Consider the following 26273-nt stretch of genomic DNA (forward strand, 5'->3'; position numbering starts at 1 on the left):
CAAAATAACAAAAAAGAACGCGGAAAGACTTGTTCAGGCGGGACGTAGTCGCTGGAAAATAGAAAACGAGGGCTTTAACCACCAGAAGAACCGGTGGCACGATATCGAACATGTTAATTGCCATGATTATACGGCAATGAAAAACCATTACCTACTGGTGCAAATTGCCGACATCCTGGTTCAGTTGTACCTTAACGGTGCCAAGATCCTAAAGGGTTTAAAAAAATCGGCAAAAGAAAAATCCTCGGATCTGTTAGAAGCGATTCGCAGACGCAAAATAACAGATGAGGATATCAACCAATTAGGAAAACCGATTCAAATTCGGTTTACCTAGTGGTTTTATTGTACCAAAGGATGTGATAGAAAAAAAGGGAAACTTGAGTTATCCACAACTTAAAAAGTCAAAAACAGAAATTTTGTTCGTTTCGACTCAAAAAATAGGAAGACAAACTGGTAAAAAACGACAACTGTGGATAAGTGATTTTTCCCATCATCAAAGAGGAAGAGATATAAATTTACTCTTCATGGCTGCTTCTGGGAAAAAACAATTGCGTCAAGGCTAAACATTTGCTATAATGCATTGATGTGAGTAATGAAGGTTACTCCTTGCTCTTCACTAAAGTGTTTAGTAAAGAGCCGTTTAGACCAGAAGGAGGTGGACGCAAAATGCGTAAATACGAAATCATGTACATCATTCGTCCGGATTTAGATGAAGAAGGACGAAAAGCGCTAATTGAACGTTTTAATACGGTTTTAACAGATCAGGGCGCTGAATTAGAAAAAGTAGACGAAATGGGCATGAGACGTCTTGCTTACGAAATTGATGATTATCGTGAAGGCTACTACGTCGTCATTGAAACGAACAGTGAGCCAAACGCCATTCAAGAATTTGATCGTCTAGCGAAAATTAGCGATGACATCATTCGTTTCATGGCGATTCGCCCTGGTGAATAAATGAGGGAGGGTTTCTGATGCTTAACCGCGTTGTTCTAGTTGGTCGATTAACACGGGATCCAGAGTTGCGCTATACACCAAACGGTGTTGCAGTTGCGAGTTTCTCACTCGCTGTCAATCGCACATTTACGAATCAGCATGGAGAACGAGAAGCTGATTTTATTAATATTGTTGTTTGGCGTCGCCAAGCTGAAAATGTAGCCAATTATTTAAAAAAAGGTAGTTTAGCGGGTGTGGATGGTCGTTTACAATCACGCTCGTATGAAAACAACCAAGGTCAACGTGTGTTTGTAACGGAAGTTGTTGCAGATAGTGTGCAATTTTTAGAGCCAAGAAGTGCATCTCAAAGCCGTGGACACGATGCATTTTCAGATTTTGGACAACAACAAGGTGGCGGCTTTCAGAACCCGAATGAACGACAAGCACCAATTCCAGATGAGAAAAAGGGTGGCTTCATGGACGACGATCCTTTTTCGAATGATGGACAAACGATCGACATCTCGGATGACGATTTACCGTTTTAGATTCACATTTTCTTAATAAGGAGGGTTTTATATGGCTCGTCAAGGACGTAGAGGACGTCGTCGGAAAGTATGTTATTTTACAGCGAATAAGATCACATACATCGACTATAAGGATGTTGAACTTTTAAAACGATTCGTTTCTGAACGCGGAAAAATTCTTCCGCGTCGTGTAACAGGAACAAGTGCGAAATATCAACGCCAGCTGACACGTGCCATTAAACGTGCACGCCAAATGGCTTTATTGCCTTATACTGCAGATTAATAAATTTGATTATCAATCACAACAGGAAACCCTGTTGTGATATTTTTTTGTCTTTTCAATGTAAAAACAACATTTTGTTCAGATATTGTTCAGCAAGATCATGTATTTTTAATTAGGTATATTAATGATTAGGAGAATTAATAATGAGTAGTTTAAGAAAACAGCAGACAGACCTTTTTTTAAAGTTGTCTAGTAGAAAGATCGATTCGTCGCAAAAGAAAAATGAAGGAAATCAGTTTAGAAAAAGTAGGGTTGAGAAAAATAGAAGAAAATTGGAAAAGAAAGAACTACAGGACTTTATGTTGCCTTTAATTCAGACTTTTTATCGTGAAGAATTAGTTAATATAAAAAAAGTATTTGAAAAAAATATTGATGAACAGCTAGTCTTAATCATAAATCAAAATGAAAGTTGGTTAACAGAAATAAAAAGTGCATTAGAGCAAAAAAATTGCGCCGTCATCACTTTATCTAATCTTAAGCATGCATTTGCAGCTTATTATATTCTAGAACCTGATTGTACCATAATTGGAGCAGAGAGCCATATTTATTTTGGAGCGTTTAAAATTATTGATGAACTAAAAAATAGATTTACGCCAATCATTATAATTGGCAGTGCTCATTCAAAACAGATGAAGAAAAGTAGTTACTTACTTGGTGCAGATGATTATATTTCAAAGCAAAATATTTCAGATGAACTTAATATTCGTGTTCAACGTCAATTGGCTCAAAAAAAAATAACAGATCAGTTTATATTTACGGATGAATTAACGAAAGTTTATAATCGGAAGTATTTAGCTAAGATTTATGAACAGTTAACCTTTAAGGTTTCACATAAACAGGGAACGTTAAGCATGGCACTTCTAGATCTTGATAATTATAAAAAAATTAATGATACGTACGGTCATCTCATAGGCGATAAAGTGTTGGTTATTCTTGTAAACGAATTAAAAAAAGGAATCGGTAATTTTGACATTGTCATTCGACTTGGTGGAGACGAGTTTCTTATTTTATTTCCAGATACTTCACCTGAGCAAGCAAAAATAAAAATGTCAAACGTATTAAAAAAATTTTCAACGATATCGTTTTTTAAAAACACTGAAACTTTTACATGTACTTTTTCATCTGGCATTCATGAGGTTCCAGCTGAAGATATTGATTTAGAACGTAATTTAGTTAAAGTTGATCAATTGTTGTATGAAGCGAAAAAAGAAAGAAATCAAGTGCTCACATTACAAACTACGGCAATGAGCTAAGGCTTGGGAATTTAGTTTTAGATATTGTTTAGAAAATGTTTAGAACACTATCGTATAGTCTATATAAGTATAGTTTATGGTAATAAGACCGAGTAAGAAACTAAATAAATAGTCACAATGTATAGGCCGTTCGTAAAGTAATTAAGCTTTTTTAGAACAGCTTTTTTTTGAAATAAAATTGAAAGAACGGAGGGATGTGAGTTGCGAGTTATTTTAATTGATGATGAGCCGCTTATTTTAGCTTATTTTGAAAAGTTATTGAAAAAAATTGGCGGTATCGACATCATTGGAACTTATATAAATCCTTATGAAGCACTCAAAATGATTCAGCAAGATGCTCCAGATATTATATTTCTTGACATTGAAATGCCTGAAACTAATGGACTTGAATTAGCAGAAACAATTCAGAGTAAGTGGTCTCACATCAAAATTGTTTTTGTTACAGCACATAGTGAATATGCTGTAAAAGCTTTTGACTTAAACGCAGTCGATTATCTTTTAAAACCTGTTCAACTGGATCGATTAAGTAAAACGATAGACCGTCTTAAAAAAGATCTTCGGAAATCGATATTCGAAATAACGAATTATGACAAAGTATGTTGTTTCCGTTCTCTACACTTTAAAAGAACTGAAGTGATTAATGTTCGTTGGAGGACTTTAAAAGCGAAAGAGTTATTTGCTTTTTTATTACAGTATCATGGAAAGCCTGTTTCAAAAAGTATGCTTCTCGATATGTTTTGGTCTAATACGGATTTGGAGAAAGGGATGGCGCATCTCTATACAACCATTTACCAAATTCGCAAGATGTTACGAGATATTAATTTTCATATTGAAATTACGAGTTTGGATAATAATTATGTACTTAATTTAAAAGGGGTTACGTTAGACATAAAGGAGTGGGAGCAAAAGATGGAGCTTTTGCCTCCTATTTCGAAAGATACTCTTTTACAACAAACTCAAACATTGGAATTATATCAAGGCAACTATCTAGAAGAAGAAGGTTATTTATGGGCTGAAAGTGAGCGAGAACGGTTAAGAAATCTTTGGCTTTCTCATGCAAAAAAAGTGACTGAGTTTTTAATATCAAATGAACAAATTACAGTAGCAATTTCCATTTGCCAACGGATGCAAGAACTATTTCCACATGTTGAGGCTCATTACTTTGTCTTGATGCAATTGTATGACAAATTAGGTGATTGGGCTTCAGTTGAATATCAATATAAAAGCCTTAAAAAAATGTGTGTTCAAGAATATGGAGTGAACCCAGACCCTAATATACAAGCGTGGTATGAAGAGCGAAAAAATATTTATTCTAACTAAGAAAATTTATGAGTGCTACAAGTAAAGTACAGAGTGAATAACTAATTTTTTATGAATAGGGGATATATATGTAATGCGTAAAAATCTAAGTTTGGTTTTTGTTTTTCTTTTATTCTTTCATACACTAACGAGCAGTGCTTTAGGAATTTCATCTGAAGCTATTGCTGAAGGATTAAGAGAAAGTATTTTTACAAATGTCTTAGTGATGGATAAGAATGATGTTGAAATTAAAAATATTAAAGAACATCAAGGTGAAAATGTAACGATTAACGCAACATGGTCGGTTGTGGATGTTTCCGTAGAAGCGGGGGATCAAGATTTACTTGAACTTCCTACTGAGCTTCTAATTGAAAATGAACAATCGGGAGTTCTAGCATCAGATGGTGTAGAAATAGGGATTTATAAAGCATCTGCAAATGGAACAATTTCTGTTACGTTTAACGAACAAGTAGAAAACCATCATGATGCGAGTGGAGAGATTAATATAGATGCAGTTGTGGCTAGTAATCCAGCTACAAAAGAGACAGGTGGTGAAGAAAACGAGGTCGAAGAAGTAGGAAAAGATGAAAAAGTTGATCTCGAAGGGCACACAAATATTCATACAGTTAAACAATCTAGTGCGAATGTAATAACAGAAAATATTATTACGGACGTGAAGTTATATCAACGATTTGAAGATGGAACAGATGATATCCTACTAACTCCAGGTGAAGAAATAGAACTGGAACGACCATATGATGCTTTTAAAGTAACAATAAAATATGATTTTGCACTACCAAATAATCACGATTATATGGCTGGTTCCACATACAAAATTAAAGTACCAGAACCTTTTAAGGTGCAAGCGAATACTGAGCCTATTCCATTAAGTACAGCTGATGGGACCGTGTTTGGAACCTTTATAAGCAACAACAATAATGAGATTTTGATTACTTTTAATTCAGAAATTGAAGGGAACTCAAAGATTTCTGGATTTATTCAACTAGAATCAGAGTTTGATAACCATTATAGTGACGGGGCTGCTAGGCAGAATATTACTTTTCCAATCTCGGAAGATGGAGAAGTTACTTATCCAGTGAAATTTATTCCGGAAGGATCATCCATTAGTAAAACAGCCGATGTTGATCAGCCATATAACACAAAAGAAATTACTTGGACGGTCGACTTTAACAAAGACTTGCAAAAGTTAACGAATGCTGTGTTAGATGATAATTTAACAGGAAAGCAAGACTATATTCCAGGTTCATTTGAATTTTATGAGCTTGAAATGAACATTGATGGCACGATTAAAAGTGAAAAACCTCTACCAGAGAATTATTTTGGTGAAAATCCAATTTTCCCACTAAACCTAGGAGATATCGATGAAGCTTACCGAGTCGTGTATAAAACAAAAGTTGCTGAAGGGGATAGTGGAACAACGTATAAAAATGACGTCGCTCTAAAATCATCTGAGCTAGCGGATAACTCTTTAAAGGCTCATGCTTCTGTAAACGTTAAACGAGGTCAACCTTTGGAAAAAATGAATGGACATTATGACAAAACAAATCAAACGGTAGAGTGGATCGTCAAGTATAACTACGATGAAAAATCGATCAATCAAGATAAAGCGGTTTTAACCGATGTACTTCAAGGGAACCATAAACTCTTACCTGATAGTTTTGAAGTTTATAAGATTGAGATTGATCAAACGACTGGTAACGAATTAAGTCGAACAAAAGTTGATCAAGAAGATGTAGATGGATACGTGATTACAGAAACTACCGATCCGAACGGTTTTGAGTTTCAATTTAAACAAAAGATACAAAGTGCGTATGAAATTCGTTACAAAACAACAGCGATAAACCGTCCAGGTGAAGGTGATACACCGAACAGTAATGTAATTACGAATACGATTTCAGATGAATTCGGTAATAGTAAATCAAAGTCAACGACAATCACGCAACAAATTTTCTTCAAGTCGCATAGTGGCATTAATTATGAAGATAAAAAGGTTAGTTGGAATATAAGCATTAACGAAGATAAACAAAAGATGGAAAACGTCGTATTTAATGACAAACTTCCAGAAGGCTTTACGATCGACGAAAATGGTATAAAAGTTACACATGGTGGAACTTTATTAACACGAGATGATTATAACCTTAGATATAATGAGGAAACAGGCGAGATAGAAATTGAGTTTCTAAACGAAATTGAAGATGTAGTTAAAATAAACTATACAACAATTTTTGATTACGATAGCATCATTACAGATCAAGGTGAAGATCGAAAACAAACTCATACAAACAAGGCGAATATAGTGTGGGAAGTCGAACATACGCCAGGTTCTAAAACGAAAGGGGAGCAAGAGGCAGAAACAACATTCACCCCCGATAATTATACTAATCAGAATGGTTTTAAAGACGGTTCCTACAACCCAGTTTCTAAGGAAATTAACTGGAGAATCGGTGTCAACTATAATAAGGAAACGTTGAATGATGTCGTTGTAGAAGATAGGATTCTAGGAAATCAAAACTTTGACATCAGTTCTGTAAAAGTGTTTGAGATGAAGTTAACGGGTGGACGAAATGGCATTCGTAAAGGTGATGAGTTAACTAAAAGTGAGTACACTGTTGAACCCATTTCTGACGGAAATAAAACAATTGGTTTCCGCTTGTTACTAGGCGACATTAAAGAACCATATCTCATTGAATATAAAACAGATTTAAACGGATTGCTCGTGGACGCTGCTTATGACAATACAGCAACGGTACAATCCGAAAACAAAAATGACTTTGACTTAACCGCAACAGTTACACCATATGAAGGCGGTAAATATACGAACAAACAAGGGAAGCAGAATAACGAAAACCCTCGGATTGTGAACTGGATAGTTGATATTAATCGCTCACAGTCTTATTTGGAAAATGTTGTAATTACAGATACGTTAAGTAAAAACCAAACATTACGTAAAGATTCTATTGTTTTATATGGTACAGAAGTGAGTACAAATCCCAATAAAATTACGAAAGATGAATCGAAGGTATTTGAGGAAGGTACCGATTATTCAATCACCTTTGAAGAAAATGAAGATGGAAGCGAAACATTTACGCTCACCTTCATTAACCCTATCGAAGAAGCGTATGTCCTCGAATATGATTCATACATTCTTTTCAAGGGTTCGGGTGATGAAGCGAATTTCAAGAATAGCTTTACATTGAACGGTGAAGGAACGGAATCAGTTTCATCTGGCGATCCATTCAGCCGAGAAATAGATATTAGTAGAATAGTTGGCGGAATTACTGGTGAGGTCGGTACATTAACCGTAACAAAAGTCGATGCTGATGCTCCTAATGAACCACTTGAAGGGGCCACGTTTGAATTATATGATGCCGCTGGAAACTTTATCCGAAGCGGCATAACAGATGAAAAAGGTAAAGTGACATTTAAAAATTTGCTTTACGATAAACAATATACACTCAAAGAAACAGAAGCTCCTAAAGGATATGTGGTCAGTATTAAAGATGGAGCCACATTTGAATTTAAAAAGAATGAGGAAGAATTACAGATTGAAAACCACAAGTTCATCGGAACCGTTGAGTTAACAAAAGTCGACGAAGATACAAAAGAAGCACTTAAAGGGGTTGTCTTTGAACTTCAAGATAAAGAAGGAAATACTCTTCAAGAAAATTTAACTACAGATGAGAATGGAAAAATTACGGTCGATGGGTTAAAACCGGGTCATTACTTCTTCAAAGAAGTTCAAGCTTTACATGGTTATGAGTCATTAACAGATAAAATTCCATTTACAATTGAAGCAGATCAAATCGAAGTTTTACAATTAGATCCAGTTGAGAACAACATCATTCATGGTTCCGTCCAACTAAAAAAAGTTGACAAAGACAATAACAATGAACCATTAGAAGACGCGGAATTTAAATTAGTCGATGCCGAGAATAATCTCGTTATGGAAAACTTAAAAACGAACATTGAAGGTATTGTAACGGTGAATGATTTACGTCCAGGAACGTATTATTTCATTGAAACAAAAGCACCGGAACATTATGAGCTTGATGAAACGCCAATTCAAGTCATTGTTGAAAAAGCACAAACTGAAATTGCAACGGTTCAATCTGAAAACGAACTGATTACCGGCTCTGTCGTACTTACGAAAAAAGGTGAAGATGACAAGTTACTTGAAGGTGTAGTGTTTGAACTCCAAGATGAAAACGGTGAGAAGGTTAGTGAACATACAACAGATGCAAATGGAAAGATTGTTGTTGAAAATTTAAAACCAGGCATTTATCAGTTTGTTGAAACGAAGTCGATCCCTGGATATGAGATTAATCCAACAGTAGAGAAGTTTGAGATTATCAAAAGTCAAGAAACTGCTGTAACGGTTGAATTTACAAATGACCTTACACCGGGAGCTGTTAAACTTACAAAGCTTGGAGAAGAGAATGAAGGACTTGCGGGTGCGGAATTCACACTTCTTGATGAAGAAGGTAACGAACTACAGACAAATTTAATGACAAATGATGAAGGAAAGTTAGCTGTAACAGATTTAAAACCAGGTAAATATAGTTTCGTTGAAACGAAAGCACCATTCGGACATGAATTGGATGCAACACCAGTTGAATTCGAAATTGAATTTAACCAACAATCACAAGTTGGCGTAACAAAAGTTAATGAACGCTCGACAAGTGGTGTTCAGTTAACGAAAAAAGGTGAAGATGGGAATTTACTTGAAGGTGTAACGTTCGAACTTCAAGATGAAGACGGAAACACTCTTCAAGAAGGATTAACAACAGATGAAAATGGATTACTCACAGTGGATAACTTGAAGCCAGGCCAGTATCAATTTGTTGAAACGGAAACAATTGCTGGTTACGAATTAAATGATGAACGAATCCCATTTGAAATTGAACTCGGGCAAACGACACGTTCAGAAGTTGAATTCGTAAACGAACTTACGACGGGTTCTGTTGAGTTAATAAAAGTTGGTGAACAAGATGAAACCCTAGCGGGTGCGGAATTCACACTTCTTGATGAAGAAGGTAACGAACTACAGACAAATTTAACAACAAATGATGAAGGAAAGTTAGCTGTAACAGATTTAAAACCAGGTAAATATAGTTTCGTTGAAACGAAAGCACCATTCGGACATGAATTGGATGCAACACCAGTTGAATTCGAAATTGAATTTAACCAACAATCACAAGTTGGCGTAACAAAAGTTAATGAACGCTCGACAAGTGGTGTTCAGTTAACGAAAAAAGGTGAAGATGGGAATTTACTTGAAGGTGTAACGTTCGAACTTCAAGATGAAGACGGAAACACACTTCAAGAAGGATTAACAACAGATGAAAATGGATTACTCATAGTGGATAACTTGAAGCCAGGCCATTATCAATTTGTTGAAACGGAAACAATTGCTGGTTACGAATTAAATGATGAACAAATCACATTTGAAGTTGAACTCGGGCAAACGACACGTACAAAAGTTGAGTTCGTAAATGAACTTATGACGGGTTCTGTTGAGTTAACAAAAATCGACGATGAAACAGGTGAAACGTTAGCAGATGCTGTATTTAAACTTCAAGATAGTGAAGGAAATCTATTACAAAAAGAGTTAACGACAGACAAAAACGGAAAGATTCGCGTGACCGACTTAAAGCCAGGTGACTACCAATTTGTGGAAACAAAAGCTCCGAAAGGTTATAAGCTAGGTAATGCACCAATTACATTTACGATTGAAAAGGGACAGACAAAAATAGAGAAAGTTGTTGTAGAAAACAAAAAAGAAGACACAGCCTCAACAGATGCAAATAAAACTGGCAAAAAACTGCCGAAAACAGCAACAATCATATTCAATTCGCTATTGTTAGGAGTAGTAATAGCAGTGGCAGGATTAACAGTTTTATATGTGAGAAGAAAACGAGCAATTAAATAAACAATTAAAAAGCTTTCACGCACTCATTTTCCAGTGTGTGAAAGCTTTTTTCTTCTAGTTTTGTTGTTACAAACTTTAGCTGTAGCCCAATGATTTAATTCATTCGTGACTAATTTTAAAGAACTATTTTGTACTTATTATTCAAAAGTTCGAGAGGTTTTTATTTTTGCCAAATTCCACACAGTGAAATTAACGGCTGTTCCATGCTCTGGCCTCGTATGAATGGTTAATCCTTTTCCATACAATCTCTTTAATCGTTCATTTGTATTAGCGATTCCAATTTTGCCTGTCGAATGTGCTTTCGTACTTAATAGTTTATCTGCTTCTGCTTGTTCCATGCCGACTCCGTTATCTTTAATAGATATGCGGACTTTATCATTATCATGTATGTTTGTAATTTGAATCAGAACATATCCTCCTGTTGCACGCTTTAACACGCCGTGGTGTACGGCATTTTCTACTAGCGTCTGGATTGATAAAGGAGGGACGTTTATATCGAGGTCATTATCGATATCCCATGTCACTTGCAATCGTTCACCAAAGCGTTCTTTTTCAATAAATAGATACGAACGAACAAGCGCAAGCTCTTCTTCTAAAGGAATGACCGTTTCTGTATTTCTTACGTCAAAACTTCTTCGCAAATAATTTCCAAAATGCTCTAAGAGTGCCGTCATTCGCTTTGTATCAATTTCACTTAAAGAAGCGATCGTATTCAGTGTATTAAATAGAAAATGCGGTCGAATTTGCGCTTGTAGCCATGCTGTTTCCATGCGTAGCTGCTCTTGGACAGATAATTTTAAATGAATAAGCGAGTTGACACGGGCTTTTAATTCTATCGCATCCACTGGTTTTGAAACGTAATCATTTGCTCCAGAAAGAAATCCAGTATAAATATCTTCCGCTTGATGCCTCGCTGTTAATAATAGAATAGGCAATTCAAACAAGGTATAGCGTTCACGAACTCGCTGTGTGAATTCATAACCAGACATATGTGGCATCATAATATCAGAAATAATTAAGTCATAGCCGTAAGAATCAATTAAATCTAGAGCTTCGTTCCCGCTTGTAGCAGTCATAATGCTATAGTCTGATTCGAGCATGTTTTTAATAATCTTCAAATTAATCGGATCATCGTCGACGACTAAAATGTTTGCTTTTTTATCGTCGTTATTAAATGTTGGTTCGCTATGAATTTCAAGTTCTTGATGGCTTTGCTGATTTAAAATAAGAAATGTTTCCTCTGCCTGTTTTGCGTTTTCTTTTATTTCAACGGCTAATGGGAGTGTAAAAGAGAAAGTGGAGCCGAAGCCACGTTTAGATTCGACCGAGATGGTCCCGCCATGTAATTCGACTAATTGTTTACAAACATGAAGACCTAATCCGATTCCTCCCCCGATGGATGTGATGCTAGCATCTTCTTGTTCATACGGCTGAAAGATTTTTTGTTGAACATCCTCATGAATACCAATCCCTGTATCTCGAACAGAGATTGTTGCAATTCCATTTTTTTGTCGTGCTTCTACAGTAATCGACCCTTTAGGTGTGTATTTAATTGCATTATGAATTAAATTAAATAAAATTTGAACGAGACGGTTTTCATCTGCATAGACATTTGGAAATGAATGAGGGATATTCATTTGAAATTGTAACTGTTTACGTTCTTTCATAAACTGCATCATATCAAAGACAATTGATGTAACGGTATGTAAATTGATGCTTTTACGATGCAGACGAAGATGTTTATTTTGTATATGCGTCAAATCGAGAATATCGTTTAATGTAAATCGCATATGTTGTGCAATCTGTATAAGTAAATATAAATTTTCTTTGTTTTTTTGTGTTAATGTTTCTTCGTATTCATTTAGCATCGTCTGACTAATATTGATGATGCCATGAAGTGGATTACGTAATTCATGCGCCGTATTCGTTAAAAATTCATCTTTTTTCTTTTCTGCTTCCTGAAGTGCTTTTGTCTGCTCTTTATTTATTTTTATCATTTGTATATGTCGGTTTAATAAAAGCAGGGCGATGGCAACAACATAAATAATAAAATCAAACGGATAGAAAGGAATATTAACTAAACCCCAATTAATAAGTCCGCCCCAAAACATGTTTGAAGTATATCCGGTTATGAAAAACAGGACATAGATACCCTCACCTTGGTTTTCTTGAATCACGTTAATTGTATTAGAAAATAAAAAATAAAAAGATAAAAGGTAAAGAATCATCATGCCAAAATTGAGAAACATAAAATAGTCGTATGGGATAATGAATAAAGCAAACGATAAAAAGCAATATACTAATACTTGTAGTTGGAAAAGCCGTGATTTGATTTGAAATAAGTATTTAATTGACGTTGTCAATGTAATTAATGTGCTAATAAATAAAAGGTTTAATAGTTTATGGTACCATTCCACGCTAATTGGCAAATGCAAAACGATATCATCGTCTATCAATACGACAAAACCTGCTATGACAAGCATAAGACTATAAAAGAACAGCTCTTTTTGGTTTTCTCTTTTATTCATGAAATAAAGGCTGAATGCATATAAACTATGCAATAAATAGATAATAAAAACAGTAGTTTGCAAAGTAAGGGATTGCTGACTTTTTTTCATAATCGCAGTTTGCGTGCCAAATTTTATTTCCCCAATAATTCCGCCCTCTGAAGCGAAATCATAGTTAGAGACGTGAATGATAAGTTCTACCTCTTGCTCTTTATCGTGAAAAAATTGTGTAGAAAAAGGTCCGCGTTTGCCTTTTGCCAAATAAGCCGATGTAGCTGGATTACCAAATGTAGATAAAAGTTTGCCGTTTGCATAAACTTTAGCTGCGGTGTTTATGTTTTCAATCCGTAGACCATAGATCGATTCGTTTTTTGGCAAGATAACTTTTAAACGATATGTTCCATACCCAATCGCGCTTTTCTTTTTGTTTTCACTAATTTCGTTTACCCAGTTGCCAGGCACGGAAATATATTGTACCTTCTGTCTCTGTTCATTTTTATCGATGGAGAGAGGTTCAATGAACTGATTTGGATAAAATTCCCACTCCCCGTTTAATGTGATTAGCTGTTTATTTGAAAACTTCCAATCTCGTACATCGATCAATCCTTTTTCGGCGTGAGGATGATCTGGTGTTTTATGATAAAGGAACCAACCAATGCGTAGTCCTGTTAAGCCTAAAAATAATATTGTGATAAGGAAAAATACTTTTTTCTTAGTTAGTGGTTTATTAGGTGGCATCGGCTTTTTTTATCCTCCAAAAGTGTGATTCTGCTTTAATTTCATTACAATGCCGAACACTATCACTGTATAGACGGGTATGATAGCTTTCTTTTGCTGAACTAAATGCTTTGTAAATCAAATCCAGATTTATGGTTCATTCATATGCTTGAGAGGTTCAAAGTAAAGTGTTAATTAACACGTTGTAATTCCCAACAAAGTATTCATTTCAATTTAGCAATAAGTGTACGGTGGTAAAAGTTCTCCCTTATATTTTAATTGTTTAGAATGTGTTTAGATCCATTATATATGATTGATAATATAGTACAAATCATTTATTTAAACTGAATTTTCAGACGAATATTGATTTTGTAAAGGTGAAAAACAGGACTTTCGAGATACTTTGAATCTTGAATATTTTCTCGTTGCTTGTTTTACGTGTATTGCTTTGCAGGGGACAATGAACACTCAAATTTATAAACAAAGCGATTCGTGTGTAACAAATGCAAATGCCGATAAGAAAGAAGAACGGTCCGGAAATGGAATAACATGAGTTCCTCGTGAGACATGCTTCTACTCAAGTGAACGTTTCCGCTTCTTTTTGAAAGGTTTATAGAATTTGGTACTATAGTACTGGGAGGATATAATGGTTTATTATAAAAATAAATAATTTAATAAGATTTTCTCTCTTTGAAAGTTGGTAAAAAATGAAAAGAACGATTTATTTTTTAGTGTTAATCATTTTTATAGTAAGCACGGTCTGGATCTTTCAAAATATTATCCGAAAAGAAGGTTTAGATGAGGGGAAACCTATCATTCTTCCTGTAGAGCGTTTTATTATTCAACATTTGCTCCATGACGATGGAACGATTCGGACAAATGTGGAACTTCAAGACGGAAGTGAGCTTGCTCTGTCTGAATCACTTGGGCTTTGGATGGAATATTTGGCTGAAAAAGAGGATAGTCTACGTTTTAAGGATGCGTATGACACTTTGATCAATAAGTTTTTGTTAAAAGAGGGGGTCATTGCATGGAAGATTGAAGTTGATGAAATAGCTAATACGAACGCATTAATCGATGATATGCGGATAATGAAAGCTTTGTTCCTAGAAGGAGAAAGAACCGGAAATAAAGATTATATAGAGACGGCAACTAAAATTGCAAAGTCAATTGTTATGTACAATCGACACGGTGAACACTTTGTCGATTTTTATGATACCGATCATCGTTATGCGAATGAAGAGATCACGTTATCTTACTTAGATATAGAAGGTTTTCGATATTTAAGTAAATACGAACTCATATCTGAGGAATCTATCAAAGTGCTGGAAAGGTTTATGATAGAGATTCCTTCAAATAATGGGTTTTTCCCTAAGTCCTACCGTGTCGTTACTCATACTTTTCAATTTGATGAAATGATTAATTTAATTGATCAAGTTTACACAGCGATCCACCTTGAAAAGGCTGGAGCTACTACAGACGATTTTTATGAATGGTTAAAAGAAGAGTTTTATAAAGAATATTTACTGTATGGTCGCTATGATCGTGAAACAAAAAAAAGGTCAGTCGAGTATGAATCCGCATCGGTCTATGCATTAACGATTTTATACAGTCTCGAGAAAAATGATACAAGATTTGCAAAAGATGTCTATGAGCGCATGCTTACGATGCAAGTTCATAATCAAGAATCTCAGTACTACGGTGGATACGTAACGAGCGAAAATGTAACTCATTCGTTTGACAACCTTTTTCCTCTAATAGCAGAAAGGAAATTGTTTGATGAACAAGTTGTTAACTAAACAAATACGATTAATTATACTTTTAGTCATTACATTGATTCTTTTTAGTCTTGCAGGCGTTTTTTTATTATTGAATGGCCAGGAAGGGATTATGTTATTTGTATTAACTAGTTTAGTTGGAATCGTTGGAATAGCAACCGGTTTAATTCCTGCTTTAGGCTTAACGCTCCTTTTATTTTTTATAATTGGAAGTACATTTTTTTGGTTAATGTTTCAATCATCATCGATTGAAAGCAGTGTATCATTATCACTTTTTTTTCTTTGGATGGTGCATCTTTTATTAGTAGCTCTCACAACAGGACGATTATATTTACAATTGAATGATTTGTATGAAGATAATGTAAGGCTGCGTGAGCAACTGAATTCAATGGTAGCCATTGATCCTGAAACGGGATTTGATAACAAGGAAAGAATGTTGTTTGAACTAGAGTCAGAGTTTAATCGTTCAAAGCGTTATGGACATATGTTTTCATTTTTGTTAATACGAGTTCGAAATTTTGATCAAATCCAAAAATTGTATGGTGCCTCAGAACTAAAGAGAATTTTGGCACATTTGTCTAGTGGGATTTATCGAAACGTCAGAAAAAGTGATCAAAAATTTCGCCCCGAAAAAGATTTGTTTGGTTTATTGTTAGTGCAAACATCGGAAGACGATGTTCAACGCGTGATTGATACGTTAGATAAAGAACTGACTGTTTTTCAGTTAGCAAGTAAAAAGTTTATTACATTACAGTTTGATTATGGTGTTGTTAGCTTTCGCGATGATCTTGATGATTATTTAAAAGTGTATGAATTGGCTAAAGAGCAGGTGACTTTTCATGTTTCGTAATCACCTTGCTTTGCTTCTAAGCGTTTTCTTATTTGTTTCTTTTGCACAGTACGCAGTTGCACAAACACAATTAGATGAATTCCAAAATGATGACATTTCTATTTTATTTCTTTACTCCAATTATCAAAATGAAATGAGTCCAGATGTAATAAAAATCGATATGCTACTTCGCCATTTTACAAGACATGTTCGAGTCGTATCTGCTCAAAATGCGGAATCGCATGATTTTGGATTAGCTACTCATGTTTTTTACTATGGGGAACATAAGCAAGAAATAAACGAATTCATTCTACAAGAATTAGATACTTTTACTGGCCCTGTCGTTGTCATTGGGGAAAACGGTGAGCAAATTCCTTCGTTTCATCACTTTAAACAATTAGGAGAAATCAATGTAAATGGAATTAGTCAAGCTGGCGACGAACATGATATGACATCTCTTCCATCCATGACTTTAATCAAACAAATAAAGGAAAATGATAAGCAAGATATTTTATTATATGGGCATAGAGGACAGGTGACATATCCTTTACTTGCACAGGAAGGTCATCGCTATTATTTTGCAGTAACCGCTATTGATAGCATCATTCAATCTTATTTTGCGGAAATATTACATGACATATTGCCTAACGATCATCCGCATGAACATTTAGCTTATCTTCGTTTGGAAGATATTCACCCGTTAACGGATCCGGATAAATTGTTAGAAGTTGGCGAGTATTTAAACGACCGAAACATACCGTATATTTTAGTCGTCATTCCTGTATATATAACACCTGGAACAGGCGAAAGGGTATACTTTTCGGACTCCCCTACACTTGTAAAAGTATTACAGCATTTACAAAATAATAGTGGGACGGTCATTGCTCATGGGTATACACATCAATATCGTGATAGTGAAACTGGGGAAGGTTTTGAATTTTGGGACGTGGAAAATAACCAATTTATCATTTCAAATGACCCGAGAGCATCGATTGAAAAAATCAAATCTCAAGATTCTTTTGCAAATGAACAAGACTATATGACTTACCTTAAGTCACTGAAGGAAAAAGAACGTGATTACATTGAACAGCGATTACGCCAGTCTATTCACGAACTTGTTAGCTATAGTCTTTATCCTTTGAGCTTTGAAGCACCGCATTATACGATGTCACAGCAAGGCTATTCAATTGTGGCTAATTACTTTTCTAATTTGCTTGGTGAAATTCAATTAAGTGATGAAGAATGGACGGTGATGGACTCTCCTCCGTATGTAACAACGGGTCAAAACTTGAATGGAATGACGCTTTACCCTGAGACGATCGGATATGTTGATCCATCATTGCCAAATCCTTTTCAAGAAACGGAAAAACGAGTAGATCAAGTATCGATTGTCAGAGATAGCGTCATTGGTGGATTTTACCATCCTTATTTAGGAATTGAATATTTGCCTGAGTTTTTAGCAAAGTATGAAAAAATTTCGAATGTAACATGGTTAGATTTAAAAAAAACGAAGCAATGGGTGTTAACGGAAGATGTCCATATCCAATCTGATGGAACCGGCGAAATTTTTGTTGAAGATACTTTGTCTTCATTGTCCGGAGTAATAAACAAACAAGATTCAGCGTCATTGTTGGAAAAAATACTGTGGGGAGTAACCATTATCGTTTCTTTATTTGTTTTGCTGTTCTTTTTATTTTCTATTTATTTGCGAACGCGAGTAAGGAAGCGGTTGTTTAGGGAGCGAAAATCGGTTGGCTAATTTTTTATTTGTTACGTCGCTAATTGTGATTTGGATTATGCTACTTTACCATATGTTTTTAATGCTTGGAGGATACTTTCACTTTTTTCGCTATGAGAATGTGATCCCGGAATGGAAGAAAGCGATGAAAACACTTCCGAAGGTGAGTGTACTAATCCCTGCACATAACGAAGCGGTTGTCATTGAAAACACGTTAAAATCAATGGTTCGTTTAGATTATCCTAAAGAAAAGTTAGAAGTGATCGTTATTAACGACAATTCTTCGGATGCGACAGGAAGTATTGCACGTAAGATAGCGGCTCAACATCCTTTTATAAAAGTTGTAGATACTGTTGCACCATACGCTGGCAAAGGAAAATCAAGTGCATTAAACTATGGGTTTCAAGCTTCGACAGGTGAATATATTATCGTTTACGATGCAGACAATACACCAGAGCCTAAAGCTGTTTACTATCTCGTTATGGGATTGATGAACGATGAGAAAGCAGGTGCGATCGTTGGGAAATTTCGTGTTGCCAATGCGAAGAAATCATTGCTCACGCGATTTATTAACATTGAAACGATTACGTTTCAATGGATGGCTCAAGCCGGACGTTGGTTTTGGTTTAAAATGGCGACGATTCCCGGTACAAATTTCGCCATTCGCCGTTCGATAATTGAAGAGTTGGGCGGCTGGGATGAGAAAGCATTATCTGAAGACACTGAACTATCGATTCGGGTGTATAACTTAGGGTATTATATTCGTTTTTTTCCTGCTGCGGTAACTTGGGAACAAGAACCTGAGACGTGGAAAGTATGGTGGCGTCAACGTACGCGATGGGCAAGGGGCAATCAGTATGTTATTACGAAATTTCTTTTGCAATTTTTTAAGTTACAAAGAAAAGCGATTGTTTTTGATTTAATTTATTTCTTTTTTACTTATTTTCTCTTTTTCTTCGGTGTGATTTTATCAAATACGATATTTATCGTGAATCTATTTTACGATTTAAACTTAACGATTGGCATCGTTTCGCTCGTTTTATGGGTGCTTGCTTTTTTATTATTTGTAACGGAAGTTTTTATTACGTTAAGTATTGAGAAAACAGAAATGACAACGGAAAATTTTTTTATCGTTATTTTAATGTACTTTTCGTATTCACAACTGTGGATCGTCCTTGTTATGAATGCACTGTTTTTAGAAATTAAACGAGTGATTCTGAAGCAAGAAATAAAGTGGTATAAAACGGAACGTTTTGAATGAGTGGAATTGTTGGAGAAAGGGTGATCATATGAAAAAAGGAATACTACAGATTGGATTACAGTGTACGGTTCTTTTTTTGTTATTTTTGATATATGGGACACATCATGTTGAAGCGGCTGCTTTTCCCGTAAAAGACAGAACGATAATATTGCCCGATAGCTTATTAGGAGATGAAAAGGCTACTCATACAGGGGTAATTGAAAACTTATCAAATGACGACATTACATTAAAAGGACTTGTAGACGGAGCAGAGCTATATTACCATGTGCCAGTGAATGGTGTTGAAGATGGTAGCTATTTGCAATTAAATATCCAATACTCAAATTTATTGTTGAAAGGTTCAACTGTCACAATATTAGTTGATGAAATTCCGACTTTTAGTACTGAGTTGGATATTCAGAAAGATAACATGCGAATTAAAGTACCATTAAAAGGACATGCAATGACTCAAGGGTTTCATCAAGTGACGATTTCATTTTATGGGCACATTTCTGAATATCATTGTGCGAATGAGGAAAACCCGGCAAATTGGCTTACTTTATTAAGCGATAGTCACTTATTCTTAAATCAAAAAGAGATAAGCAGTCGAAAAAACGCGCTGGAACTCTATCCTTATCCATTTATTCAAAATAATCAAGATGAATCGGTTCAAAGTGTGATTGTGATTCCAGATCAGCCATCCGTTTCAATTTTGTTATCGGCATTAAAAGTAGCAAATGATTTAAGCAGACAAGCATCAAATGAGGAAATACCCATTATTCGGGAATCAAGTTTAGAAGTGATTTCAAAACATGTCATTGCGATTGGAAATAAGGATCAGTGGTCAGGTGTTGTAAAAGAGTTATATACGTCTGCAAACATAAAAACTCCTGAAAAAGAACTTGTCGTTAGCAACTACTTTTTACAATTTCCGCAAACAACGAAGCAAATTTTATTTGTCACTGCTGAAAGTGATAAAGTAATTGAGGAGAAAATTTCGGTCGTTACAGAAGAGAACTTCGCTTCACAATTAACAGGAAACGAAGTTTCAATTGAAAATGTATATACAGATGAAAAACTAGCGAAAGAAAAGCATTCATTTGAAGAATTAAATATATCGAATTTAACGTTAACGGGGCGGAAAACAATGTCTCAACATTACTTTTATCCGTTACCTTCTTACGTGGATATACGTAAGAATTCAACGTTGCATTTAAATTTGAAAGTTTCAAATACGTTATTTACACGTGAAGAAAAGGTGTCGAATGATAAACGGGCAGAACTCGTTGTTTATGTTAATGAAGAGCCACATTCGATCGCAATCGATGATTTAGAAGAGGACGAACGTATGTCAACGTATAGAGTCGATATACCGATTGAGTCAGACGTATTGCAGAAATCTCCGTTTGTAATGATTCAATTTGAAGCAAAAGGGTTACGGAATCGTGAAATTTGTGTTCCTCCAGATGATGACAAATGGATTTTTATTAGTGAAGATAGCTATTTACTAATGGGTTTTTTAGAAACAGAAGCTGAGTCAAATTTTAGAACATGGCCAACACCATTTATGACGACAGATGGTACAAACGAGACAACCATCTTGCTTCCGAGTGAGTATGATGAGCGTATGATAAGCCAATTACAAACATTAACGAATAGCATTGGAAATCAAGGAACATTGGACGGATTACAATTATTGCAGGAAAATAAGGTTGATAAGAAAAAATTAAAAGGTCGACATGTGATTATACTAGGTGGACCTCATGCGCATTCAGCACTTGAAAATAAAATGGATCAGCTGCTCATTCAGACGGATAAAAAGAAAAACTTGGACGTATCAGCATTTAAATTTATAAATGAAACATCGAAATATGTAGCTTGGCAGCAATCCTCAATTTGGGATAAGGACAAATCAATGGCAGTATTCGCCGCTGTTCATCCTAATAATACGGAGCAGTTTTTAAGTAAAGAAATTGTTGATTATTTAAAAACTACGGCTTTAAAAGCAACAGTTGTTGTACAAAGTAAAAACGGTGAAATTTTTACAAATGAGCTTCACGAATCTGAAATGGGTAATTCCCAAAGTAAAATTGATACAGTAAACAGTGATAAAAATACATTGCTTTTTATTTTAGGGTTTATTGGGATTTTTTCCCTAAGCTTAATTCTCTTTATTTATGTTTACCGCAAGTTTAAAAGGAATAAAAAAGAATAATAAATAATTTTAGCCTATGTCGTTGTTGATACACGGTATAGGCTAATCTATTTTATAACGTGTTAAATGCCTATAAGACCCCATAACCGTTACGCTAAGGGAAGTTTCGCTTGTGAGTTTTAGTGATGAAATATGGTATGATAATGAAGCAATAGGAAAACGATCTATTTGAGGTGGATGTGTGAAGAATACAAAGCAACTAATAGAGACAGCATTATGGTTAGCACTATATATGATACTCTTTGCAATCGCGTTTTTTATTCCGTTATTTGGGTTGCTTTTCGTGTGGGTTTTACCATTACCGTTTATTTTGAATGCAGTGAGAAATGGACGAAACGCCACGCTTGTGATGCTTGTTGCTGCACTCGTTCTTTCGTTTATCTTTACGTTGCCAGCTGTACTTTTGACATGGACTTTTGCCAGTGCGGGTTTCGTCATTGGAGAAGTGTATCGTAGAAAAAAGTCACCTTTTCATATTTTACTCGCTGGTACGCTAGCGTACATAGTTAACTTTCTTTTTCTTTACATTCTTATAATTGTCGTTACTGGCATTAATCCGATTGCAGACTCGATTAATGAAATGAAAGATATGATCGGTCAACTTCAATCGACACCAGGGTTTCCAAAAGGAACCGAAACGCAAATCGAGATGTTTATCGAACAGCTTGATTTTATAACTTACTTAGTACCAAGCATGCTCATTATGAGTGCCCTATTGTTTGCATTCATTACCCAGCTGATTACGAGCTCCATTTTGAAACGATTGCAATATGAAGTAAAATCATGGAAACCATTTTCCGAATGGTCGTTACCGAGAAGTGTCATTTTTTATTACTTAATAGTGCTTATTTTATCGCTTGTCGGTTTAGAAGAAGGAACGACACTTTTTGTTCTTGTTGCGAACTTGGAAGTCTTGCTCGGAAATGCGATGGTTTTGCAAGGCTTTACGATCATTTATGCCTTTAGTAAAATAAAAGGATGGAGTCTTGCTGTACCAGCCTTAATTACAATCGGCTCATTTATGCTTATGTTCCCTCTCCAACTCGTGAAATTGTTAGGAATTCTTGATTTAGGATTAAATCTACGTAGCCGAATGAAATCTTAAGTAGGAGCTGAAAGCATGCCGAAGTTTTTAAAGAAGAGGTTTTTCGGGATTCATATCGCTACTTTGTTTGCCGTTACTTCATTGTTTGTGATTACGATATTTTTTTATAACATCACGCTCGGTTTTGCTGCACTCATAGGGCTTGTCATGCTTGCGTTTATTGTAATTCAGCGAGAACTTTTGTTACGAAAAGAACTTCTCGACTATTTATCGACGTTGACTCGTCAAGTGGAGCGGATCGGAGATGAAGCGATTCGTGATATCCCAATCGGCATGCTATTGTATGACGATGAGCTTCGGGTAAAATGGGCAAATAAACAAATGAAAACGTGGTTTCAAGAAAAAGTATCCGTTGGTGAATCACTAGAGTCTTTATCGGCTGATCTCATGTCTATCATTAACAATGAAGAAGTGAATCATGAAGAGGTAGCGATTCTCGAGCATAGATTTCGAATCGAAATTAGGCGAAATGAGCGGCTTATTTACTTTTTTGACGTGACGGAGCAAGTTGAAATAAAACGACGATATGAGCAGGAAAAACCTGTTTTTGCCATCGTTTATTTAGATAATTATGATGAGTTGACACAAGGAATGGGAGACACTGAAAGAAGTACGCTAAATAGCCAAGTGACCGACATGTTGAATAAATGGGCAGTGAAACAAGGTCTTTATTTAAAGCGAAGTTCATCGGAAAAATTTTTCGCTGTTTTAAATCGTCAAGTATTGGATGAACTTGAAAGAACAAAATTTTCGTTACTTGACGATGTTCGAGAGTTTACATCCGATCTAAACGTACCGATTACGTTAAGCATCGGTGTTGGTTGTGGGACAGCGGATTTTCAGGAGCTAGGCCAGCTTGCACAGTCGGGACTTGATCTCGCGCTCGGTCGGGGTGGTGACCAAGTTGCGATTAAGCAAACGGATGGCAAAGTGAAATTTTATGGCGGGAAAACGAATCCGATTGAAAAACGAACGCGTGTAAGAGCTCGCGTCATTTCTCATGCGCTTCGTGAACTTATCCTCGATAGTGATAAAGTATTGATTATGGGGCACCGTCAGCCGGATATGGATGTTATCGGGTCAGCGATTGGGATTTTGAAAGTCGCACAAGTGAATGATAAAGAAGGCTATATCATTTTTAGTAAAGAGGACAGGAACTTTGCCATTGAGAAACTCATTGAAAAAATTAAAGAAGAACCTTCGTTATGGAGCCGTTTTGTTCGCCCAGAAGTTGCGCTCGATATGATGACAGCAAAGACACTTCTCGTCATCGTTGATACGCATAAACCGTCACTCGTCATTGAGGAGAAACTTATACAAAAGAGCGAACGGGTCGTTGTCATTGACCATCACCGGCGCGGAGAAGATTTTATCGAAGAACCTGTTCTCGTTTATATGGAACCGTATGCATCGTCGACTTCTGAGCTCGTCACTGAATTACTAGAATATCAACCGGAGCGGCTAAAATTGAACATGTTAGAGGCAACAGCACTGCTCGCTGGAATTACTGTTGACACGAATAATTTTACATTGCGAACGGGCTCGCGAACGTTTGATGCCGCTTCGTATTTGCGGGCACGCGGGGCAGATACTGCTCTCGTGCAAAAGTTTTTAAGTGAAGATTTAAGTAAATTTATTCAACGATCTAAAATGATCGAGAAGGCAAAAATATACCGTGATGGTGTTGCGATTACAAAAGGTGATCCGAATACGAGTTATGAGCAAGTGTTAATTGCTCAAACGGCAGATACTCTTTTATCTATTAGTGACGTAAAGGCAGCTTTCGTCATTTCACGACGTACAGACGGAAAAATTAGCATTAGTGCACGTTCACTTGGCGAAATTAATGTTCAAGTTATTATGGAATCATTAAACGGTGGTGGACATTTAACGAATGCCGCTACACAGCTTGATGACGATTCGCTCGAGGCAGTAGAAACTCTACTGAAACAGGCCATTGATGAATATTTTGACGATCAAGAAAGGGGAGATGAAGGATGAAAGTGATCTTTTTGAAAGATGTAAAAGGAAAAGGTAAAGCAGGTGAAGTGAAAAATGTTGCTGACGGGTACGCACGCAACCATTTGTTCCCAAACAATTTAGCCGTTGAAGCGACGAAAAGCAACATGCAGACGTTAAAAGCGAAACAACGCAGTGATGAAAAGAAAGCACAAGAAGCGAAGCAAGAGGCGGAACAGCTGAAGGCGAAATTAGAAAAACTTGAAGTGAAGTTAACGGCCAAAGCGGGTGAAAGCGGACGACTATTCGGAGCAGTGACGAACAAACAAATTGCAGACGAATTAAAGAAGCAAAACATTAAAGTTGACCGTAGAAAAATTGAATTGGCGGAACCGATTCGTTCTCTCGGATTTACGAAAGTACCGGTGAAGATCCATCCAGATGTAACAGCGATCATTAATGTTCATGTTGTCGAAGAATAGTGAAAGGAAGACTGCAAAATGAGTGATTTATTTGCGGATCGGACGCCACCGCAAAGTATTGAAGCTGAACAAGCGGTGTTAGGTGCAGTGTTTCTTGAACAAGAGTCATTAGTAAAAGCGAGCGAAATTCTTGTCCCGGAAGATTTTTACCGACCGGCTCACGAGCGAATTTTTCGCGTGATGATCGATCTATCAGAACGAGGAGAGCCTGTTGATCTCGTCACTGTTACGACAGAATTACAAAATCGGAAGTTGCTCGAGGAAATTGGTGGTGTCTCGTATTTAAGTGATTTAGCGAGTTCGGTTCCAACCGCGGCAAACGTAGAATATTACAGTTACGTCATTGAAGAAAAATCCCTCTTGCGCCGTTTAATTAAAACCGCAACCGAAATTGCAGCGGAAGGATATGCGAGTGAAGAAGAAGTCGAAAAAGTGTTAGATAATGCGGAGAAAAGCATTCTCGAAGTTGCGAATCGCAAAAATACTGGTTCATTCGTTTCGATTAAAGATATTCTTGTTGAAGCGTATGACAACATTGAAATGTTACACAATCGAAAAGATGACATTACTGGGGTTCCAACAGGATTCATTGAACTCGATCGAATTACAGCTGGATTTCAACGTAACGATTTTATTATCGTGGCGGCGCGACCATCAGTAGGGAAAACAGCTTTTGCTTTAAACATTTCTCAAAATGTCGCAACGAAAACGGACGAAAATGTTGCAATTTTTAGCTTAGAAATGGGTGCACAGCAGCTCGTTATGCGGATGCTCTGTGCAGAAGGGAACATTGATGCTCAAAGGCTACGGACTGGAAAGTTGACACCAGAAGACTGGGAGAAGCTTACGATGGCGATGGGAAGTCTCTCGAATGCAGGTATTTATATTGATGATACCCCTGGGATTCGCGTAAGTGAAATTCGCGCAAAATGTCGTCGTCTTAAGCAAGAGAGTGGTTTAGGTCTCGTTGTCATTGATTACTTGCAACTCATTCAAGGAAGTAGCAATCGTTCAGGCGATAACCGTCAACAGGAAGTATCGGAAATTTCTCGTTCATTAAAGGCACTCGCACGGGAATTAGAAGTTCCTGTCATCGCGTTGTCCCAGCTTTCTCGTGGTGTAGAATCACGCCAAGATAAACGCCCGATGATGTCAGATATTCGTGAGAGCGGTAGCATTGAGCAAGATGCGGATATCGTGGCATTTTTATATCGGGACGATTATTACGATAAAGAATCAGAAAATCAAAATATGATTGAAATCATTATTGCAAAGCAAAGGAACGGGCCAACAGGAACGGTTGAGCTTGCGTTCATTAAAGAATATAACAAGTTCGTTAATTTAGATCGCAGGCATGATGAAAGCGATATTCCGCCGGGTGCATAAAACTTAAAAGATAATAAACTCATAGAAAATCACCATTTTACATTACTGGTGATTTTTTTCTTTAAAAATAATTAA

16 protein-coding genes and 1 pseudogene are annotated in these 26273 nt (G+C 36.2%); 16 read left to right on the top strand and 1 reads right to left on the bottom strand.

From position 1 onward, the window contains the following. The 7 genes and pseudogenes from ABU914_RS09020 to ABU914_RS09050 all read left to right on the top strand — a co-directional run. Window positions 1–334, top strand: a pseudogene (locus ABU914_RS09020) (transposase); the annotation flags it as partial. Between the two features lie 332 nt (window positions 335–666). Beyond that, window positions 667–954: a 30S ribosomal protein S6 gene (gene rpsF / locus ABU914_RS09025; RefSeq protein WP_379669409.1), complete on the top strand. Its 288-nt coding sequence runs from the start codon at window positions 667–669 to the stop codon at window positions 952–954. Window positions 955–971: 17 nt separating this feature from the next. After that, entirely contained in the window at window positions 972–1478 is a 507-nt protein-coding gene (gene ssb, locus ABU914_RS09030) for a single-stranded DNA-binding protein (RefSeq protein WP_379669410.1), read from the top strand. A 31-nt stretch (window positions 1479–1509) separates the two neighbouring features. Beyond that, window positions 1510–1740: a 30S ribosomal protein S18 gene (rpsR, locus tag ABU914_RS09035; RefSeq protein ID WP_379669411.1), complete on the top strand. Its 231-nt coding sequence runs from the start codon at window positions 1510–1512 to the stop codon at window positions 1738–1740. A 143-nt stretch (window positions 1741–1883) separates the two neighbouring features. Next, a complete protein-coding gene (locus ABU914_RS09040; protein ID WP_379669412.1) occupies window positions 1884–2993 on the top strand; it encodes a diguanylate cyclase in 1110 nt (369 codons plus the stop codon). Between the two features lie 201 nt (window positions 2994–3194). Next, window positions 3195–4313, top strand: a complete 1119-nt coding sequence (locus ABU914_RS09045) for a response regulator (RefSeq protein WP_379669413.1) — start codon at window positions 3195–3197, stop codon at window positions 4311–4313. 73 nt (window positions 4314–4386) lie between these two features. Next, on the top strand, window positions 4387–10242 hold the full coding sequence (locus tag ABU914_RS09050) for a SpaA isopeptide-forming pilin-related protein (protein ID WP_379669414.1): 5856 nt from the start codon (window positions 4387–4389) through the stop codon (window positions 10240–10242). A 137-nt stretch (window positions 10243–10379) separates the two neighbouring features. On the opposite strand, the gene ABU914_RS09055 is transcribed toward ABU914_RS09050, so the two are convergent. Continuing rightward, a complete protein-coding gene (locus tag ABU914_RS09055) occupies window positions 10380–13487 on the bottom strand; it encodes a hybrid sensor histidine kinase/response regulator (RefSeq protein WP_379669415.1) in 3108 nt (1035 codons plus the stop codon). Window positions 13488–14173: 686 nt separating this feature from the next. On the opposite strand from ABU914_RS09055, the gene ABU914_RS09060 reads away from it, so the two are divergent. From ABU914_RS09060 to dnaB, 9 genes are all read left to right on the top strand, one after another. After that, window positions 14174–15265, top strand: coding sequence for a hypothetical protein (locus ABU914_RS09060; protein ID WP_379669416.1), 1092 nt, complete (start codon window positions 14174–14176; stop codon window positions 15263–15265). Then, window positions 15246–16094 (top strand): diguanylate cyclase domain-containing protein, encoded by an 849-nt coding sequence (locus ABU914_RS09065; RefSeq protein ID WP_379669417.1) that lies wholly within the window; start codon window positions 15246–15248, stop codon window positions 16092–16094. Before ABU914_RS09060 ends, ABU914_RS09065 begins: the two co-directional genes overlap by 20 nt. Continuing rightward, window positions 16084–17832, top strand: coding sequence for a DUF2334 domain-containing protein (locus tag ABU914_RS09070; RefSeq protein ID WP_379669418.1), 1749 nt, complete (start codon window positions 16084–16086; stop codon window positions 17830–17832). The genes ABU914_RS09065 and ABU914_RS09070 overlap by 11 nt, the downstream gene beginning before the upstream one ends. Continuing rightward, entirely contained in the window at window positions 17825–19072 is a 1248-nt protein-coding gene (locus ABU914_RS09075; RefSeq protein ID WP_379669419.1) for a glycosyltransferase family 2 protein, read from the top strand. Before ABU914_RS09070 ends, ABU914_RS09075 begins: the two co-directional genes overlap by 8 nt. A gap of 28 nt (window positions 19073–19100) precedes the next feature. Then, entirely contained in the window at window positions 19101–21266 is a 2166-nt protein-coding gene (locus ABU914_RS09080; protein WP_379669420.1) for a cellulose biosynthesis cyclic di-GMP-binding regulatory protein BcsB, read from the top strand. A 181-nt stretch (window positions 21267–21447) separates the two neighbouring features. Continuing rightward, a complete protein-coding gene (locus tag ABU914_RS09085) occupies window positions 21448–22371 on the top strand; it encodes a YybS family protein (RefSeq protein WP_379669421.1) in 924 nt (307 codons plus the stop codon). 15 nt (window positions 22372–22386) lie between these two features. Then, the gene (locus ABU914_RS09090) at window positions 22387–24372 is read left to right on the top strand and encodes a DHH family phosphoesterase (RefSeq protein WP_379669422.1); all 1986 of its coding nucleotides are present in this window, start codon (window positions 22387–22389) and stop codon (window positions 24370–24372) included. After that, window positions 24369–24812 (top strand): 50S ribosomal protein L9, encoded by a 444-nt coding sequence (gene rplI, locus ABU914_RS09095; protein ID WP_379669423.1) that lies wholly within the window; start codon window positions 24369–24371, stop codon window positions 24810–24812. Before ABU914_RS09090 ends, rplI begins: the two co-directional genes overlap by 4 nt. Before the next feature lie 18 nt (window positions 24813–24830). After that, window positions 24831–26198, top strand: coding sequence for a replicative DNA helicase (gene dnaB / locus ABU914_RS09100; RefSeq protein WP_379669424.1), 1368 nt, complete (start codon window positions 24831–24833; stop codon window positions 26196–26198). Window positions 26199–26273 lie beyond the last annotated feature (75 nt).

It is taken from the genome of Pueribacillus sp. YX66 (assembly GCF_041725775.1).
Lineage (GTDB): Bacteria > Bacillota > Bacilli > Bacillales > UBA6769 > Pueribacillus.